The following is a 17,527-nucleotide window of genomic DNA, read 5'->3' as shown; positions in this document are numbered from 1 at the left end:
CTGGTGCTACCTGCCGGTGATGGGTTTTGTCAGCTTCAACGACGAAGCCGAACAGTATCTGTGTGCGGCGGTACTGCGCCCCGGCAATGTGACCGCACCGGCAGGCGCGGTGGGGATCCTGCGCCGCCTGCTGATGATCGTCCGCGAATTCTTCCCGGGCGTGCGCATCCGTATTCGCCTCGACGGTGGCTTTGCGCATCCCGCACTGCTCGACTTTCTGGATGCCGAGCCCAAGCTTGAATACGTCGTGGCCACGGTGAGCGACGTCCTTCAACGGGATGGCTACGGTTCGGCACTTTGCAACGAACAGCTGGCTGTGACGATCGAATGTGGCGGTTCGGGGTATCTGAAGATCGGGCCAGCACTCGACGCCCTCGAGGATCAAGCAGAGGGACTGGGAGCGGCATTCTATTGGACCCTCATCCATGTGCTGTATCGCGTGATGCGGATCTACGACCACAGCGATGCACTCATGTATGAGGAGATGTTGATCGAGTCTGCGAATGAAGACGACGAGGAGAATCGCAGCCAATATGAGTTTCCGGAGGTGGAGAAGGCACTCCCCGCGTGCATTCAGAAGACGCTCAAGGAGAAGTGGAGACTCGAAGATCGCCGCTTGCTCCGCGCCCACGGCAAAGGCCCCCACCGGTCCTGGATTGGTCGTCTGAGGAAGATGCAACGACTCTCCCGACTACGTCTTGAACAGTGGCGGGAGCCTCTCGAAGACCGTTACTACGATGGTCCCCCGCTCCCATCGTTACTCGTTGCCTTCAAGGAAAGAGACGCGATCACCGCCTGCTTCGACGAGGAAGGTCAGCACATGTTGGAAGGCTCGTCGGAGCCGACAGTCTGTGTCGTCTTTTCTCCAAAGAAGGCGGAAGAAGTGAAGCACGCCGTGCGCGTGATCGAACGTTTCGTTGCGTTCAACGTGGAGCTCTTTGAACTGGTTGAGGAACTGGGATGGGAGACGAAAAATGCAGGTGCAGATAGCAATCGGGGAGAACTATCGCTTCGAGCTGCGTGAGGCGTTGTTGGTCTACCACGGGAACCAGACAACCTTTATCACGAAGCACGAGGTTATGGCACAGCAGAACACGGCGCCTGCTCTCGGACCGGCGCAACCTCTCACCGTAGCATTCGTGGAGTCGCTCGTTCGCTCTCTTGGGTGCGGAGCTGCAGCCGAGGTCTTCCCAGAGAACATCCTCGCCAAAAGCGATCGCATGATCGCCTGGTGGACGCCGGCACAGCGCCGCCAGATGTTCTATCAGCACTCCGAGGGAAAGGCGGCTGATTTGAACGGCCGTATTTTCCCTCAGCCTCCTTTGGTTTGGCAGGTCTGCGACGGACAATTGAAACTCCGCGCTCTGACTCAGAACAAACGTCCCGAGGCAACAACGAAGCTCGCGGTCGCGCCCTACTGGAATCTATCGGACGACGGTACCGTCTGCACAGGATCAATGCGGCGCCCAGAGAGCGCATCCGTCGCGGCCATTTCCGCCTGGGAGCGGGGCTTCTATGAGAGTGCCTTTACCCATGCCAACGTCGGTCGCCTTACGCGCTACAAGGAGGGCTTCGAGGAGCTTGGGGTGGCCTGACAGGCAAGCGAAGATTGTTCCCTTTGGAGACTCTGATCGTCCTGCCCCAGACCGTCGCGCAATTCGTGCGCGGAGAAGGGAATTGAGATGCGCATCGAGCACTCGCTGCCGCCAGGCTTCCTCGGCCGTCGCCCCATCCGTGTATTGGTCGTGGGTGCAGGCGGAACCGGAAGCGCCATCCTCATGGGCCTGCCGTATCTCGATCAGGCGATGCGGGTGTGGGGACATCCCTACGGGCTCCAAGTCTCGATCATGGATGCCGACACAGTGACTGAGACTAACTGTATTCGTCAGCCATTCTCCGCCTCGGACATTGGTCAGAACAAAGCAACGGTGCTAATCAACCGAATCAACCTGTTCTGGGGCACGAAGTGGTCAGCGGAACCATCGTTCTTCAACGAACGTACACTGCGCCGACCATATGACGAGGTTCCAGATTTGCTTATCGGATGCGTCGACACTCGGGCCGCACGCAAGGTCATCGACCAGGCTGTAACGCGGCCAATGCACGCAACAACCTACTGGCACGATATTGGGAACAATGCGGCGAGCGGACAATACATCCTCGGGCAACCGCTGAACTCACGGAATCGGCGCGCTGCCGCGAGGCTGCGCACAGTCAGTGAGTTGTATCCCGAGATCGTCGATGCTGCAGCCGGTGAAGACCCGTTGCCGAGTTGCTCTGCCATCGAAGCTCTCGATAACGCCAGGAACCTTTCATCAACAACGTCCTTGCCACCAGCGCACTTCAGAAGACCAGCTTCGATCCTTCATCAACGCGATCCCGATGCTGGCTTGGTCCTGGTCATCAGACGGTTCTGCTGAGTCATTCAATCGATGCTGGCTGGAATATTCAGGCTTGTCAGTAGAAGAAGCGTTGGGGACAGGTTGGAAGGCTGCGATCCATCCGGACGATCTCCGCCGCATGATGGAAACCTTCCAAAAGTCATTCGCTCAGCACGGCCCTTCGAGGTTGAAGGTCGCTTTCGCCGGTTCGATGGTGAGTTTCACCACTTCCTTTTCCGCGGCGAACCATTGTGCAATGAATCGGGTAGAGTTGTGAAATAGTTCGGAACGAATACTGATCTCGACGAATGCATAAAGGCGAAGAGAACTTGCGGCGCAGTGAAGCTTACCTGTCCGAAGCGCAAAGATTGAGCCACACTGGCAGTTTTGGTTGGGATATTTCCACGGGAGATCTACTGGTCTCCCGAGACATTTCGGATATTTGAGTACGAGCCAACAACCAAGGTCACAATCGACCTGGTACTCCAACGAACTCACCCGAAGACAGATCAGCTGTGGAGCAACTCATTGAACGCGTCTTACGCGAGAGGGCAGAATTCGATTTCACGCATCGCCTGCTCATGCCTGACGGGTTTGTCAAATATGTACGGATTGTGAGCCGTCCATCCAAGGTCGGCTCTGGCCGCCTGGAGTTCGTGTGAGCGGTTACGTTACTGTGGACCACCTAACTACTAGGAATACGTAATATACAGAACTCTGCGTGATCGCTACGATCAAACTGTCCACGGCTGGCATAGCGCGCTCAATATTCGGCCACTTTAGGACTTGTATGTCATTTGATACGGACAGGACTTCGGTGTGTCCTAACGAAGGCGCACTATCACGAGCGACAATAACGTCGCTGCCAAGCTATGGCCGCAGAAAGGCATTCCAGAAGGCACTCGAACTGAGGCTCTCAGAAGACGAGCTTCGAGCCTTCATCAACACGATCCCGACGCCAGCATGGTCCTGTTCTTCGGACGGTTCCGCCGAATCCTTCAATCGGCGCTGGATGGACTATACTGGCCTATCCGCAGAAGAAGCGTTGAGTTGCTGGAAGGCTGCGATCCATCCGGACGATCTCCCGCACATATTGGAAATACTCCAGGCATCATTTGGCTCTGGACAGCCATTTGATGTCGAAGGTCGGCTCCGCCGATTCGACGGCGAATTTCGCCGGTTTCTCTTCCGTGGCAATCCGTTGCGCGATGAGTCGGGACGAATCGTCAATTGGTACGGGACGATCACCGATCTTGAAGAGCCGACACGCACCGACGATGCCCTCCGCGAGAGCGAGCAGAGCCTACGCCTGACCGTCGACAGTATCCCGGGCCAAATTTCCGTCCTGACCGAGGGGGGTGAGGTCGAACTCCTCAACCGCCAAATCCTGGAATATCACGGGAAAACTTCCGAAGAATTGAAAGATTGGACTACCAGCGACGCCGTCCATCCCGATGACCTTCCTCAGACGATAGCTGCCTGGAGACATTCGGTTGAAACCGGGCATCCGTACGATGTTGACCTCCGTCTGCGCCGCGCCGATGGCGTGTACCGTTGGTTCCATTTGCGCCGTCTATCTCAACGTGACGCTCAAGGTCAGATTGTCCGTTGGTACAACCTGCTAACTGACATTGAAGATCGAAAGCGCGCTGAAGAGGACCTCCGACGCAGTGAAGCGTACCTGTCCACTGCACAAAAATTGAGTCACACCGGCAGCTTCGGATGGAATGTCTCCGGCGGAGAGATCTACTGGTCTCACTGGTCGCGCGAAACTTTTCGGATATTTGAGTACGAGCCAACAACCAAGGTTACGATCGATTTGGTCCTGCAACGAACTCACCCCGAAGACAGATCGGCTGTGGAGCAAGGGATCGAGCGCGTTTTACGCGACAGGACAGACTTCGATTTTGAACATCGGCTGCTGATGCCTGATGGATCCGTCAAATATTTACGGGTTGTGGGCGGTCCCTCAAAGGACGAGTCGGGCTGTCTGGAGTTCGTGGGAGCAGTTACGGACATCACCGAGCTTCACCGTCTTGGACGCGAGTTGCAACACGAACGCGATCGTCTTCGCTTGCTCCTTGATCTAAACAATCGCGTCGCGTTGCACCTGGATCTACGCGAGGTTTTCTTGGCGGTATCGAGCGAGCTTCGCCGCGTGTTCAAGTGTGATTTCGTTGGGTTGGCTTTGCCAGACGGATCCGGCGAGTATTTGCGGCAGCACATGGTCGACTTCCCAGAAAGTAAAGGCCTACTGAAGGAAGGCGAGTTGTACCCTATGGAAGCGTCATGTGCCGGGCTTGCATTTCGCAGCGCAAAACCAGTTCTGCTCAATAACCTCCCGGAAGGTCGTTCTATTTGGAGTTCTGACCAGGCTTTCTACAGAAGGGTCACTGACGAAGGTCCCTTCCAGTCTGGCACTTTCCTTCCCTTGATCAGGGAGGACCGAAACTTGGGTGTGCTTCAACTAACCAGTCGATCCGAGCGTTCTTTTGCCGAGCAGGATGTTGAATTCCTTGGCGAAGTGGCAAACCAGATTGCCATCACGCTGACGAATGCTTTGGAATACGAACGGGTAGCGGAAACCAAAGATCGGCTTCATGAGGAGAATCTGGCGCTGCGGGAGCAGATCGATCAGGCCTTCATGTTTGAGGAGATAGTGGGCTCATCGCCGGTATTGAAGACCGTGCTGACGAACATTGTAAAGGTTGCCCCTACCGACTCTACAGTCTTAATAACAGGCGAAACTGGGACCGGTAAGGAATTAATTGCCCGCGCCATACATAAGCGGTCAAGACGTTCCAGTCACGCATTTATCAGCGTGAATTGTGCATCGATACCACCTACGTTGATTGCGTCGGAACTTTTTGGCCACGAAAAAGGAGCATTCACAGGCGCGATGCAGTTACGCCAGGGTCGCTTTGAATTGGCACAGTCCGGAACGATCTTTCTCGATGAGAGCGGTGAGCTTCCCGCCGAAACGCAAATTGCGTTACTCCGCGTCCTCCAGGAGCGCCAATTTGAACGAGTGGGAGGGACCCGAGTCATCCCAGCTGACGTCCGCGTAATCGCCGCAACGAATCGCGATTTGCCGGCAGCAGTTGCCGCGGGAACATTTCGGGCCGACCTCTTTTACAGAATAAACGTCTTTCCAATCCAGGTACCCCCTCTTCGGGAACGGAAAAAAGACATTCCTATGCTGGTCGAGTACTTTTTAAAGCGGTTTGCCGAGAAGATGGGCAAGCCCATCAGCAAGATTGACAAGCACGTGTTGGAAGTCTGCCAGGGATATCACTGGCCCGGCAACATTCGTGAGCTGCAAAATATCATTGAGAGATCCGTGATCCTTTGCGGCAGCGACCCCTTTTGGATCGATGAAGCATGGCTATCGACGCAGGAGCCACTCCAAATGGAGTTATCAGCACCACTCGTTCAGATGCTCCAGAATCAGGAAAAGAAGACTATTGAAGCCGCTCTTGTTCAGAGCAAAGAAAAAGTTGCTGGCTCAGATGGTGCGGCTGCCAGGCTCAGAATTCCGCCTTCGACGCTTGATTCGAAAATTAAACAGCTCAAGATAGAAAAGCACAAGTTCAGCTCTACGTCCTAGCTCCTTCACGTCTTAACTCACGAAGATTCGTGTACCTCCCGACTTTTCGGGATCTCGTTTTGCTCCTGCTCGTTTGTTTTCAATGAAATACAAATGGCCGCAGGGTTGCAATCACTTTTGTCAAAGATGGGCGGCATCGATCCAAGTCGGAGTGGGATTCCTGAAACCACGAATGACGTAATCACGAGACGCGCTGAGAATCGGGAGGGAAGACACGGTGCGACTCGAGCTGCCGGTAGTTATTTTTTCTCATAACAATCGCGGATACACGATCGAGATGGAGATTCACGACGGTCCATACAACAACATAAAGAACTGGGACTACGCGGGGATCATACCCGTCGTTCTGGAGAGCAACATGCGTTTCGTTCCCGCCGCCACCGCCTTCATTCCAATGTTCCTCATCTCGACCGCCATAGGCGTTTCTGGGCAGTCGGCAGCGACATCCCCTCAAGCGGGCAAAACGTCCTCGGCCGTAACCGTGTCAGTCTATGACCGTACCCGTGCGGAAAATTGGCAATGGTTCGCGGCACCCCCACAGTCTGAGACGTACAGCTACGCCGAATCGTTGCTGAGAATCAGCGTTTCGCAGGCCGTTCGCCAGTTCGATTGGCAGTTAGAGCTCTCGCAGCCATCCGTTCTCTGGGCGCCAAGCAATGCCGTCTCGCCTGTGGCGGCGCAAGGTCAGATGGGACTTGGCGCAACCTATTATGCGGCGAACGGGAATAAGCGGAGTTCGGCCGATGCTTTCCTCAAGCAAGCCTACCTTCGATATCACTTCGGCGAAGACAAGAACATTCGCATCGGCCGATTCGAGTTCTTCGAGGGTCAGGAGACAAAACCGACGAACCCCAATCTCGCCTGGCTCCAAACCAACCGCATCGCCCAGCGGCTGGTCGGTAACTTCGGGTTCAGTACGGCACAACGCAGCTTCGACGGTCTCGACGGACACTTTGGGAAGAGATCGTGGAATCTGACCGCAATGGCGGGCCGCGCCGATCAGGGTGTGTTCAATATGAACGGGAATCCTGAGTTAAATGTCGATCTGCAATACCTCGCATTGACACGCTCTCAGTTCCGTCAACATATGATCTGGCGCGCATTCGCTCTTGGCTACCATGACGGTCGTACAGGAATCACAAAAACGGATAACCGTCCGCTCGCGATGCGGCAAGGCGATCACAACAATATCCGCGTTGGCACCTACGGAGGCGACTTTATCGCGAGCGTCCCCGTCGCTGGTGGCCAATTCGATCTTCTCGGATGGGGCGTGCTGCAAAACGGCCAGTGGGGATCTCTTAAACAGAGTTCCAAGGCAGGCACGCTTGAGGTCGGCTATCAGTTTCTCAAAGTTGCTTCTTCACCATGGTTCCGCGGTGGCTACTTCTACGGCAGCGGAGACACAAATCCGAATGATGATCGGCATAAAACCTTCTTCCAGGTGTTGCCGACGCCCTGGATCTATGCTCACTTTCCATTTTACAACCTCATGAACAATAAAGACGCTTTCGTTCAGGTTGTGGATCGTCCATCAAAGCGCTTCGAAGTCCGAGCGGACGTTCATTGGCTCCAACTAGCGTCGAAGCGGGATCTCTGGTACATGAGCGGCGGTGCGTTTGACAATGAGGTATTCGGATTTGTGGGCCGGCCCAGTAACGGGCACGACTCGCTTGCTTCGGTATTCGATGTCACTTCAAGCTGGCAAGCAACGAAGAGTGTGACGATGAACTTTTACTACGGACATGCGAACGGTAAGAGCACAGTCGCGAGCATCTATCCAACGGGCCACAACGGTCAGTTTGGGTATGCTGAACTTGTCTATCGATGGGGAGAGACTCAGCATTCGATCCATTGATCATCAACAGCCATAACCTCTGGAGCGAACATTGATTCAGATTGCGCACTCGAAAAACGAAGTCACGGCCACTCCTCTGGAGGTAGAAATGTCGATTCGCCATCTCTATATTTCGCCTCGGCACAACTTTTTTGGACATCATGGACAGGAGCCCGGCACAGGGCCAAACATCGAGGTGCCCGAAATTGAGTGCATCGCGGGAAGAGGCATTCTGGAAGATCGTTTCCTGGACTATCGGGAGGATTACAGCGGCCAGGTCACATTTTTCTCGATCGAAGTTTTCGAGAATGTCTGCCGGCAACTCGGGATCAACGAGCTTTCGCCATCGGTTGTTCGACGAAACGTCATCACTGAAGGTACGGACCTGAATCAGTTGATCGCCAGGACGTTCGAGGTGCAGGGGGTGATCTTCGAAGGAATCTGCGAGTGTAAACCGTGCTATTGGATGGATCGTGCCATTGGCAAAGGCGCCGAGAGTCTCTTGATGGGCAGAGGCGGTCTGCGGGCAAAGATCCTCTCAGGAGGAATGCTCCGCACCTGCTCTTCGAGTAGCAGAGATCCACTCATGTTCGCTGACAGATGAAACCACTCCGCAAGGGTAGTCAACTGCCGCGGCATAGCCGATCACATCTGTCCAGCCAATCTGCGGGGCCGATCAACTTGCGCAGATCCATTCGGCTGATTGCAGCGTCTGCATGGGCGTACAACTCTGCGCGGGAGTTTCGGTGATTCGAATCGCCGTTTGAGCTTGTGTCTGCTGACGTACGATCAAATACTCCCGCCCTATTCTCCCCTGACATCACGATCGAAGTGGAAGACGAAGCGGAGCAGGCCAGCATTGACTGCCAGCAACGCGGTTGAGGCCGCGGCTGCGGGAACCAGCGTCTTGTATTCGCCGCTGAGTAAGGCCGGCATTGCAACGGTCAGCAGCCACAACTGCAGTACAACCGCAGTTGCAACCAGCGCCAGGACGGCTCCGAACAACGTCGTTCCCTGTCGTCGCAGGCTCATGATGCCTCCATCCCCACAGCGTAGATTTGGCCTCCGCGCTCTTCCAGTTGCACGCGAGGAAGGGGACGCGTTGGCGGTCCGGCGACGGGCTCGCCTGCAAGGTTGAATAATCCATTATGGCAGGGACAAAAGAGGCCATTTTCGGCCTTGTTGTAAATGACTGCACACGAAAGGTGTGTGCAAACTTGTGAGTACGCGACTAGCTTGCCCTCTGGCGTGCGCACGGCGATGCAGGGATCGTCGTCAGTCGGATAGCGAAACAGGAAAGATCCGTTTTGCTCCAGCGCTGCAGCGGTGCCGATGTAGCGCTCCACTCGCGACCCGCGATGGACGAACTTGCTTGCCAATGCTGTAACCCAATTGGCCGCTGCCAGCAGCACGGAGCCGAGCGTGAGGAACTTTACCATCTCGCGCCGCCTGACGTAATGGTCGCCCTCCCACTTGATGGGAAAATCCTGGCGCCACTTGGGCGCTGCTTTGCAGTTCGCACAGCCGTTCTCGTTGCCAGCACTCATTTCACTTCCTCCAACATCAAGGCCACATCGTAGGGATCGGGCGGCAGTGTGGCTGGTGTCGCTTCAATCTGCACCAGCTTGACATTAACTCGCTCTACCTCGCGCGGCACAATCACGAACACCTTGGTCCTGACCTCTTCGTTGCCAAATTTCCAGCTATTGATCGCGATGCCGCGCCTTGAGCGCTGGATTTCTTCCGCTGTAGCGAAGGTCAGAGCGCCCGAAGGGCACACGGTTGCGCACATCGGCTTCTTATCCACACTGGTGCGGTCATAGCACATATCGCACTTCATCATCTGGTCGATTTCGGCTCGATACTTGGGCACTCCGAACGGACACGACAGAACGCAATTCGAGCAACCAATACAGCGCGGTTTCAACGAACTCTGTACCACCCCGTCCGGTGTCTTCTTGATGGCGTCGGCGGGACAGACGCGGGCGCAGATCGGATCTTGGCAATGCATGCAGACCTGTGGCGCGGTCTGGACGCTTTCCCGCCGCTGGATCGTCTCCAGATGAATCATCGAGACCCCACGGTGGGTGTCGCACTCAGCGCAAGCCTGCACGCAGGATTGGCAGCCGATGCATCGCGAGTGATCGATGTAGAAAGCGCGCTCGCTCATCGAATCCCCCCAGCCTGCACTTCGAGCTGCGCAATGGGATCGGTGGGCTGCTCCGTTCTGCTTACTCTCACCGCACAGATCTTGAACTCGGGGATATTCGAGACGGGATCGATGGCGCGAATCGTCATGTTGTTGGGCGAGCGATCCAGCGGCCAGTGATAAGGAATGAAGACCGTGTCGGGGCGAATCGTTTTCACGACCCGGGCGCGTACCACGACTCGTCCACGGCGGCTTTCAACTCTGACGAAATCGCCGTCCGCGATGCCGAGTTTCTGCGCCAGGAGAGGATGCATTTCGCAGAGCGGTTGAGAGTACTGGTCGACGAGTGCGCCGATGCGTCGCGTCTGCGTGCCCGACAGGAACTGCGACACCACCCGGCCAGTGGTAAGGATGATGGGGTAGTCGTCGTCCGGCATCTCCGCCGAGGGCCGCCACTCAACCGGCATGAAGTGCGCTTTGCCGTCAGGATGTCCGAACTTGCCACCTTCGTATAATCGCGGCGTTCCCGGATGTCCTGGCTCGGGGCATGGCCAGAAGATTCCGTTGTTCTGCTCGATGCGCTCCCAAGTCATGCCGTAGTAGTTGGAAACGCTTCCGTTCGAAGCAACGCGCAGCTCCTCGAAAATGTCATGCGGCGAGAGGTAGTTGAATTTATCGCCATGGCCAAGACAGCGTGCAATTTCGCAGATGATCTTCCAGTCCTCGCGCGCCTCACCTGGCGGATTCACCACCTTGCAATGGCGAATCACTCGGCCTTCAACATTGGTCGTCGTCCCTTCGTCTTCCTCCATCAGTGAGCCCGGGAGCACAATATCGGCATAGCGCGCAGTCTCGGACAAAAAGCAGTCGATATTGGCGTAGAACTCTAGCTTCTCCAGCGCAGCGCGAACATAGTTGCTATCCGGCAGAGAGACGGTTGGATTGAAGCAAATGGAAATCAGACCCTTAATCTTGCCTTCGTGAATCGCCTCGATCAGCGGCACAGCTGAGAGGCCTTTTCCGGGAATCGATTCTTCCGGAACGCCCCATACACCGGCGATGTACCTGCGATGTTCGGGATTGCTGATGTCGCGACCTCCCGGCAATTGATCGCACTTCTGACCCTGTTCGCGTGCTCCCTGGCCATTTCCTTGGCCGGTGATCATGGCATAGCCGCAGCCTTCGCGTCCGATGCGCCCGCTGGCAACGACCAGGTTTATCGCTGCCATGCAGTTGTCCACCCCTTTGCTGTGGTGCTCGATACCACGGGCGTGCATCAGGAAACTGCTAGGTGCCGGGCCCCACATCTCGGCCGCGCGAACGATCATCTCCGCGGGAACGCCGGCAATCCGGGCTCCGTATTCCGGTGTGTACTTCTTCACTGCCTCGGCTACTTGCTCGAAGCCGGTAGTGTGCTGCGCGATGAAGTCGCGGTCAATCCAGCCTCGTTCGATCATGACATGCAGCATTCCGTTGAAGACGCCGATATCGCCACCGGGGCGTACCGGAATGTACAGGTCGGCGTTGCGCGCAATCGGTGTCAAGCGAGGATCGAGGATGATCAGTTTTCCACCATTCTCGCGCGCTTGCCAGAGATAGTCGGTTGTGATCGGCGCGCACTCAGCGATATTGGCCCCCGCCACCAGGATGACTTTTGCTTTGGGAATGTCAGACCACGGATTGGCACTACGGTCGATGCCAAGGATTTTTTTCGACGCTGCGGCAGCCGAGACCATGCAGAGCCTGCCGTTGTAATCGATGTTCGATGTCCGCAAGGCAACGCGCGCGAACTTGCCCATCAAATAGGCTTTCTCATTGGTAAGCGACGCGCCGGTCAACACCGCGAACGCATCGTTGCCGTAGGTTTGCTGGATGCGTTGGATCGCGCTCGTTACCCGACTAAGCGCAGCATCCCAAGTAATTGGTTCGAATCCTTCTCCTTGTACCCGCTGCAGTGGATGCTTCAGGCGATCCGGGTGCTCATCCTGCATATAACGCTTGACGCCCTTCGGGCACAGCTTGCCAAAATTGAAGGGAAAGTCCTCCCAAGGCTCCCACCCCACGACTTTGTTATCGCGCACACGCAGCTGAATGCCACATTGTTGTCCACAGAAACAGCAATGGGTCTTTACCATTTTGTCTTCTTCTTCGGACGCGACCCATCCGCCCGCCGGGACGTGGTTGAGCGTGGGGCCAAACTGCTTTATGATCTGCGGGATCTCAAGGGGAAGCTTTGCCACTATTTAACTCCTGCGAGGCGTTCTACCTCTGCTGCGGTTGTGCGCCACAATGCGTCTTGCGTGAGAGCGAGGTTCTTGCGTCGGCACTGTGGACAGATGTCCTGGTAATGCGTTCCGTCTTCCATCTGGTATCGAATACCGAGCGCCATCTGCACCGATTTCAAGTCTCCGACCTGTAACTGCGATGCGAAAGGCTGCCGGCAGCGAACGCATTGCGCCTGACCATTTTCCACGCCGGCTTGCTTGTAGAAGTCGATTCCCAATTGCGCAGGACGCTGAAAAATGTGGAAGAACTTGCCGAATGGCAAGTAGAGCAATGTGAAAATGACCGTCACTGCATGAAGCTGGGAAAGGAAGACGTAATGCGAGCCGCGCATCAGGTGTGTCGACGCCGTGAGAAACAGGCCCGTGATCGAAATTGCAAACAGCATGATCAAGGGAAGGAGATCATTGGAAAATTGTTGGACACTCATGACGCCCCGATCGTTTCCGCGCCGCCACATCGCCACAAACACGCCAATCAGCACCATGACCGAGCAAAGGTCGAGAATGTTGAATGCGAGCGGCGCGAGGATGCTGTCTAACCGAAAGCTCGCGACATGAATCCCAAACACGAAGGTGCGATAGATCTGCTGATTATCTCTTGCCGTTTCGAAGCGTAACCATCCAAACGAGAGCGGGAACGTGACCGCCGCAGCCAGCAGACATCCCCACGCGAGAAACCAGTGTGCGGTCCAGCGCATCTTCGAGCGTCGTTCGATGAACCGCTGCAGGACGATATTGTTCCAGAGTATCCGCGCGAGATGAGCAAGGTTTGCAGGGAGCTGTCGTGGCTGTAGAAAGATCTGCCAGCTGCGGAACCAGTACAGCCGAGTGGGCGGACGCCGTAGCCACATGGCGTTGCGATAGCCGATGCCAAAGGCGGCGAAGACGCTCGCTCCTGCATAGGACACTAATGCCGGATCGAAGTCCTTCAGCCCGCGGCTGCCACATACAATGCCGAGGATCAGAACGGAGGCTGCGACCAAGCCCCAGCGAAGTGAGTGCATAGTGTCAGAACCAGCATGCGCAAAATTGATTGGCTTCAGCCTTCGCATCATCGGCTCACCGGAATGAGTTTCGGCTCGCGCCCAAAAGAGCTCCGCAGCAAGACCGCGAGGCAGCAGAGGCTAAACGCACAGAGCAGAATAAAACCAAAAGTGAAGGACCCCGTCTGTTGCTTGATTATGCCGAGTACCAGCGGCGGAAAGAAGCCACCGAGTCCACCAGCCGCTCCGACCAGTCCAGTAACTCCTCCCACCGAGTCGGGAAAGTACTCAGGCACAAGCTTGAAAACTGCACCATTGCCAAGGCCAATGCACGCTGCCATTCCCAGCGCGCCAATCGTGAACGTCGACATTTGAGGACATGCGAGGAGCATCGCCATAAGCGCCGTCCCTGGGAATACCCATTTTAGGATTGTGCGTCCACCGATCTTGTCGGCGAGCACACCGCCTACCGGCCGCATGACGGTGGCCAACACCACGAAACCGGCGGTGCGGAAGCCGGCATTCTGCGGCGTGAGCTGGAATACTTCGGTCAGCAGAGTTGGCAGATAGACTGCCATCGCGACAAATCCGCCGAAGGTTAGAAAATAGTAGAGACTGAGCACCCAACTGCGCCTGTCGTTGACAGGACGAACGATCTCCGCAAACGATTTCGCCGATCCACGATTGGGAGCATTGCACGCCAGCAGGGCAAAGATCACGAGCCACACCGAGAGCACTATCCCAAATGTCCAGAATCCCCATTTGAAGCCGAGCGCAGCAGCCAGCACAGGCGAGCCGAAGGCGGCCAGCGATTGACCAATGTTGCCCGCACCATAGACGCCAAGCGCGAAACCCTGTCGCTCGGGTGGATACCATCCGTTCACAAACGCTACGCCCACGGAGAAACTGGCCAGCCCGATTCCGATAAAGAACCCGTAGATCAGGAGGTGCGCATAGCTGCTGACGCCGCCTATCAAAAACGCGGGGATGATAGAAAACAACATCACCAGGCTGAAGACGATTCGGCCGCCAAAGCGGTCGGTGAGAATGCCCAAGGGAATGCGCCCGACGGAGCCCAGCAGCACCGGAATTGCGATCGCGATACTCTTCTGCACAGGTGTCAGCGCTATGTGCTTGCTGATGATTGGCATCATCGCCGACATGGATCCAAAAACGGCAAAGCAGAAGGCAAAAGCTCCAGTGCCAAGTGTGAGTTGTAGTGCGGAAGATGATGATTGCTGTTGCATGAACCCTCGTTATACAAGGTGAGCTTGCTTGGATTATGGGCGGCACGTCGATGGCCAACAGCTTCCGTCCTCACTTGCATCCAAAAAAAAGCCACAGCGGGACAATGCATCAGGTTCTCACGTGTCTTACCTCCCGATTCTCAGCGTCTCGTGATTACGTCATTCGTGGTTTCAGGAATCCCACTCCGACTTGGATCGCCGCCTATCTTTTGACAAAAGTGATTGCAATACTGCGGCCATTTGTATTTCATTGAAAACAAACGAGCAGGAGCAAAACGAGGTCACGAAAAGTCGGGAGGTACACGAATCTTCGTGAGTTAAGACGTTGAAGGAGCTAGGACGTAGAGCGGAAGGGCTCGAAGGTACACGCGGCCGTCGACACCCTGGCCATCTGCTCGCATGCGTGTCACCCCAGCCGATGAACAGGACCGCGCCCAGGTCGGCGAACTCGCCCGCTAGGTCCAGGAGATTTTCTGGTTGAGTTTTACGGCAAAACCCGGATTTTGCGTGGTTTCACTCCTCGATAAAGCCGAGTTTCTCGGTTCGTTTGACAGAGCTTCCCTTTCGTGGGAAAACAAGCCCACGAGGGAAGAGGAGGGCGCCATGCAGACCCCGGCTACAGAGATCGATCAGATGATTGTTCAATTGAATGAATTTATTCTCCCCAGCTCACTCATGGAGAGCTTTGACGTGTACCGGGAAGAATCGGTCAAGAGTGCCGCTCGCTGTTTCAATGATGCACAGCTCTCGTGGTTTCTGGATATGCTGAATCGGTTCCGGGGACCCGACGATCGCAAAGACTCGTTGGTCGACATCTTCGATCCGGGCATGTACACCTGCGATCATCCGGCGTGGGAGGCTGCACCAGGAACTCGGATCGAAATGCCGGCCTTGACATCGGAGGTCGCGAGACTCGTAGATCGCAATTCAGAATTCGACGAGATCGCGAAAGAGGAAATCAACGAGTTCCGCGACCACGCCGAAACCTACGCCGATGACGAAATTCTCGGATTGGCGCAGATCGCGGCATCGGCACTCGTCGATCAGGGAAGGATTTTCCACGGGCGTAAGGACGCCATTCGGTATCTCGCACTCAATGCGAGCGCTGTGCTCGAAGATCTTTGGGCCACGGATGACACACTCTGGAAGAATGCACCGGTGCGGCACATTCAGTTTGACGACATGGTTGCAAAGCGCAAGGCGGATCTGCTCAAGGTCGAATCGACCCACCCCAATTTCGAAGAAAGAGACTTTGCTTGTTATTCTGAAGACGAGATTCGGAGGTTCGCTTTCGACATCCGCAGCCTTTTCTTGACCGATCACGCGGAAGGACGGAAGAGTTCTGTAGATCCTTTGTCGATGATCCCCGGCGAAGAAGAGAAAATTACCGTTCTCTCCGGCGAGCGTTTTCAAAAACGATAGTCCGCAGAGATTCAGATCCTGGAACTCGTCAACCAATACGGCCTTCCAAGCTGATGGGTTGGTGGACGTAGCCACAGTAGCATCAGCCCGAATCAGCAGATCCTGTTCATCAAGTAGACTTCCTTTGGCCTCTTCATAGGCTTCGAAGAGACTGAAGAACCAATCTCGCTCGATCATCCTTTCTTCGGTCCACTCCTCTTCCGCTTGAGTGGTGAGGCCTCGGGCTCAATTCAGACTATGGCCACCGATGGCGTCTCCCTCTTCTACAATCCGAAATTTGTCGAGACGCTGAACGCGGCAGAACTTGCAGGCGTCCTGGCCAATGAAGTGATACACCCGGCACTTCAGCACCACACGCGTCGCGGTGACCGTGATCGAAAGCGCTGGAATATGGCATGCGACTATGCCATCAACCCTTACTCCTGCATGCTGGGCTGACGCTGCCGAAGGATGTTCTCATCGACCATCGCTTTCGAGGGATGAGCGCGGAGCGAATCTACAACCTGATCGACGAGCAGCAAGGTCAGGACGGCTCAAACAGCGAGGAGGAGAACCAGGATAATACTTCCTCCGACAAAGAAGGCGGAAAACAGCCTGGCAATCCGAGTGCAGATGGTGAGCCTACCGCTCCGACAACCCCTGGAGGCTTTGGCCAGGTGCTTGACGCTCCTGAGCCCGAAGGAGACGACGGTGACACCGTGGCAGAACAGGCGCGAGAATGGAAGATAGCCGTCGAGGAGGCAGAGAACGTCGCAAAACTTGCAGGCAAGCTGCCCGCCGGCGTCAGTCGTAGCCTCGAACAATCGAAGGCAGCAGGTGTGGACTGGCGCGAGTTGCTCCGCCGCGCCTGGTCAGAGACAATTCCGTCTGACTACAGCCCAGATGTGCCGCCCAATCGGCGCCACATCTGGGCTGGGCTCTATCTTCCAGGTATCAGATGTGAAGGCGCTGGGGAAATCGCCATCGCAGTCGATTGCTCAGGGTCGATCAATGCGCGCCAGTTGGGTCTCTTCGAGGCGGAAATTCGCTCTATTCTCGAAGGACAACGGCCGAGCCGCATTCATGTGCTCTACTTCGATACTGAGGTCCATAAGACCGAGATCTATCAAGCAGGGCAGCCTATCGCGCTTACCCCGGTTGGCGGAGGAGGAACGAACTTCGCGCCCTGCTTCCGGTGGTTGGACGAGCGTGGAATTGTGCCGCAGACCCTGGTATTCCTGACGGACCTGTGCGGCGCATTCCCGAAAGAGGCTCCTTCTTACCCGGTGTTGTGGGCCTCCACGGAGTCGCGCCGAGCACCATTCGGGCAAGTGATTCCAATGGAGGCGGCATAGAACCCGCTTCCATTTGCTTTCAGAGCTTTAATTAACCTTTGGGCGCATGATGGTAAGAGTTCAGCGTCGCTCCTTCTGCTAGTCCTGCTGCCGTGCCGAGACACGCCTCCCTTGCTGCCACGGAATTGATGATGTAGTATGCGGCATGCCAAGAAGCGCCATGAAGCGAGGAGAAGCCAATGGTTACGGCCTCCGAATTGCGGGAAGGGATGGCGCTCCGGATTGAGCACGAGGTCTACAGAGTCCTCGAAGTTGAATCCAAGGCCGGCGCCGCCAAGATGGGAG

General features: G+C 55.9%; 16 protein-coding genes. 9 read left to right on the top strand and 7 right to left on the bottom strand.

Annotation, left to right across the window (positions count from 1 at the left end; genetic code table 11):
• From Q363_RS24010 to Q363_RS23980, 7 genes are all read left to right on the top strand, one after another.
• On the top strand, positions 1-1,024 hold a 1,024-nt coding region (locus Q363_RS24010; protein ID WP_211256323.1), incomplete at its 5' end, for a transposase.
• Positions 975-1,595, top strand: coding sequence for a PRTRC system protein B (locus Q363_RS24005; RefSeq protein WP_035355778.1), 621 nt, complete (start codon positions 975-977; stop codon positions 1,593-1,595). The genes Q363_RS24010 and Q363_RS24005, both read left to right, overlap by 50 nt.
• Before the next feature lie 87 nt (positions 1,596-1,682).
• Positions 1,683-2,420, top strand: coding sequence for a PRTRC system ThiF family protein (locus Q363_RS24000; RefSeq protein WP_051979234.1), 738 nt, complete (start codon positions 1,683-1,685; stop codon positions 2,418-2,420).
• Positions 2,383-2,658, top strand: coding sequence for a PAS domain-containing protein (locus Q363_RS46725; protein WP_425387770.1), 276 nt, complete (start codon positions 2,383-2,385; stop codon positions 2,656-2,658). Before Q363_RS24000 ends, Q363_RS46725 begins: the two co-directional genes overlap by 38 nt.
• 513 nt (positions 2,659-3,171) lie before the next feature.
• Complete coding sequence (locus Q363_RS38960; protein ID WP_157467438.1) at positions 3,172-5,988, top strand: sigma 54-interacting transcriptional regulator; 2,817 nt, start codon at positions 3,172-3,174, stop codon at positions 5,986-5,988.
• A gap of 217 nt (positions 5,989-6,205) precedes the next feature.
• The gene (locus tag Q363_RS23985; RefSeq protein WP_245632427.1) at positions 6,206-7,843 is read left to right on the top strand and encodes an alginate export family protein; all 1,638 of its coding nucleotides are present in this window, start codon (positions 6,206-6,208) and stop codon (positions 7,841-7,843) included.
• 31 nt (positions 7,844-7,874) lie between these two features.
• Positions 7,875-8,426: an MOSC domain-containing protein gene (locus Q363_RS23980; protein ID WP_211256322.1), complete on the top strand. Its 552-nt coding sequence runs from the start codon at positions 7,875-7,877 to the stop codon at positions 8,424-8,426.
• Between the two features lie 200 nt (positions 8,427-8,626).
• On the opposite strand, the gene Q363_RS23975 is transcribed toward Q363_RS23980, so the two are convergent.
• The 7 genes from Q363_RS23975 to Q363_RS46720 form a co-directional block, all read right to left on the bottom strand.
• Positions 8,627-8,854, bottom strand: a complete 228-nt coding sequence (locus Q363_RS23975) for a DUF6755 family protein (protein ID WP_035355774.1) — start codon at positions 8,852-8,854, stop codon at positions 8,627-8,629.
• Positions 8,851-9,369, bottom strand: coding sequence for a QcrA and Rieske domain-containing protein (locus tag Q363_RS23970; protein ID WP_035355773.1), 519 nt, complete (start codon positions 9,367-9,369; stop codon positions 8,851-8,853). The genes Q363_RS23975 and Q363_RS23970 overlap by 4 nt, the downstream gene beginning before the upstream one ends.
• On the bottom strand, positions 9,366-9,992 hold the full coding sequence (locus Q363_RS23965) for a 4Fe-4S dicluster domain-containing protein (protein ID WP_064742713.1): 627 nt from the start codon (positions 9,990-9,992) through the stop codon (positions 9,366-9,368). The genes Q363_RS23970 and Q363_RS23965 overlap by 4 nt, the downstream gene beginning before the upstream one ends.
• Entirely contained in the window at positions 9,989-12,211 is a 2,223-nt protein-coding gene (locus Q363_RS23960; RefSeq protein WP_035355771.1) for a molybdopterin oxidoreductase family protein, read from the bottom strand. Before Q363_RS23960 ends, Q363_RS23965 begins: the two co-directional genes overlap by 4 nt.
• Positions 12,211-12,954, bottom strand: coding sequence for a hypothetical protein (locus tag Q363_RS23955; RefSeq protein WP_157467436.1), 744 nt, complete (start codon positions 12,952-12,954; stop codon positions 12,211-12,213). Before Q363_RS23955 ends, Q363_RS23960 begins: the two co-directional genes overlap by 1 nt.
• A 353-nt stretch (positions 12,955-13,307) precedes the next feature.
• Positions 13,308-14,486, bottom strand: a complete 1,179-nt coding sequence (locus tag Q363_RS23950; protein ID WP_035355770.1) for an MFS transporter — start codon at positions 14,484-14,486, stop codon at positions 13,308-13,310.
• 927 nt (positions 14,487-15,413) lie between these two features.
• A complete protein-coding gene (locus Q363_RS46720) occupies positions 15,414-16,085 on the bottom strand; it encodes a UvrD-helicase domain-containing protein (protein WP_084080702.1) in 672 nt (223 codons plus the stop codon).
• On the opposite strand from Q363_RS46720, the gene Q363_RS45645 reads away from it, so the two are divergent.
• Positions 16,044-16,346 (top strand): DUF2201 family putative metallopeptidase, encoded by a 303-nt coding sequence (locus Q363_RS45645; RefSeq protein WP_084080701.1) that lies wholly within the window; start codon positions 16,044-16,046, stop codon positions 16,344-16,346. The genes Q363_RS46720 and Q363_RS45645 overlap by 42 nt on opposite strands.
• A 41-nt stretch (positions 16,347-16,387) precedes the next feature.
• A complete protein-coding gene (locus tag Q363_RS45640) occupies positions 16,388-17,242 on the top strand; it encodes a vWA domain-containing protein (protein ID WP_051979230.1) in 855 nt (284 codons plus the stop codon).
• The last annotated feature ends 285 nt before the right edge of the window (positions 17,243-17,527 follow it).

Source organism: Edaphobacter aggregans DSM 19364 (assembly GCF_000745965.1).
Lineage (GTDB): Bacteria > Acidobacteriota > Terriglobia > Terriglobales > Acidobacteriaceae > Edaphobacter > Edaphobacter aggregans.
This window is presented reverse-complemented; position numbering and strand designations above follow the sequence as displayed.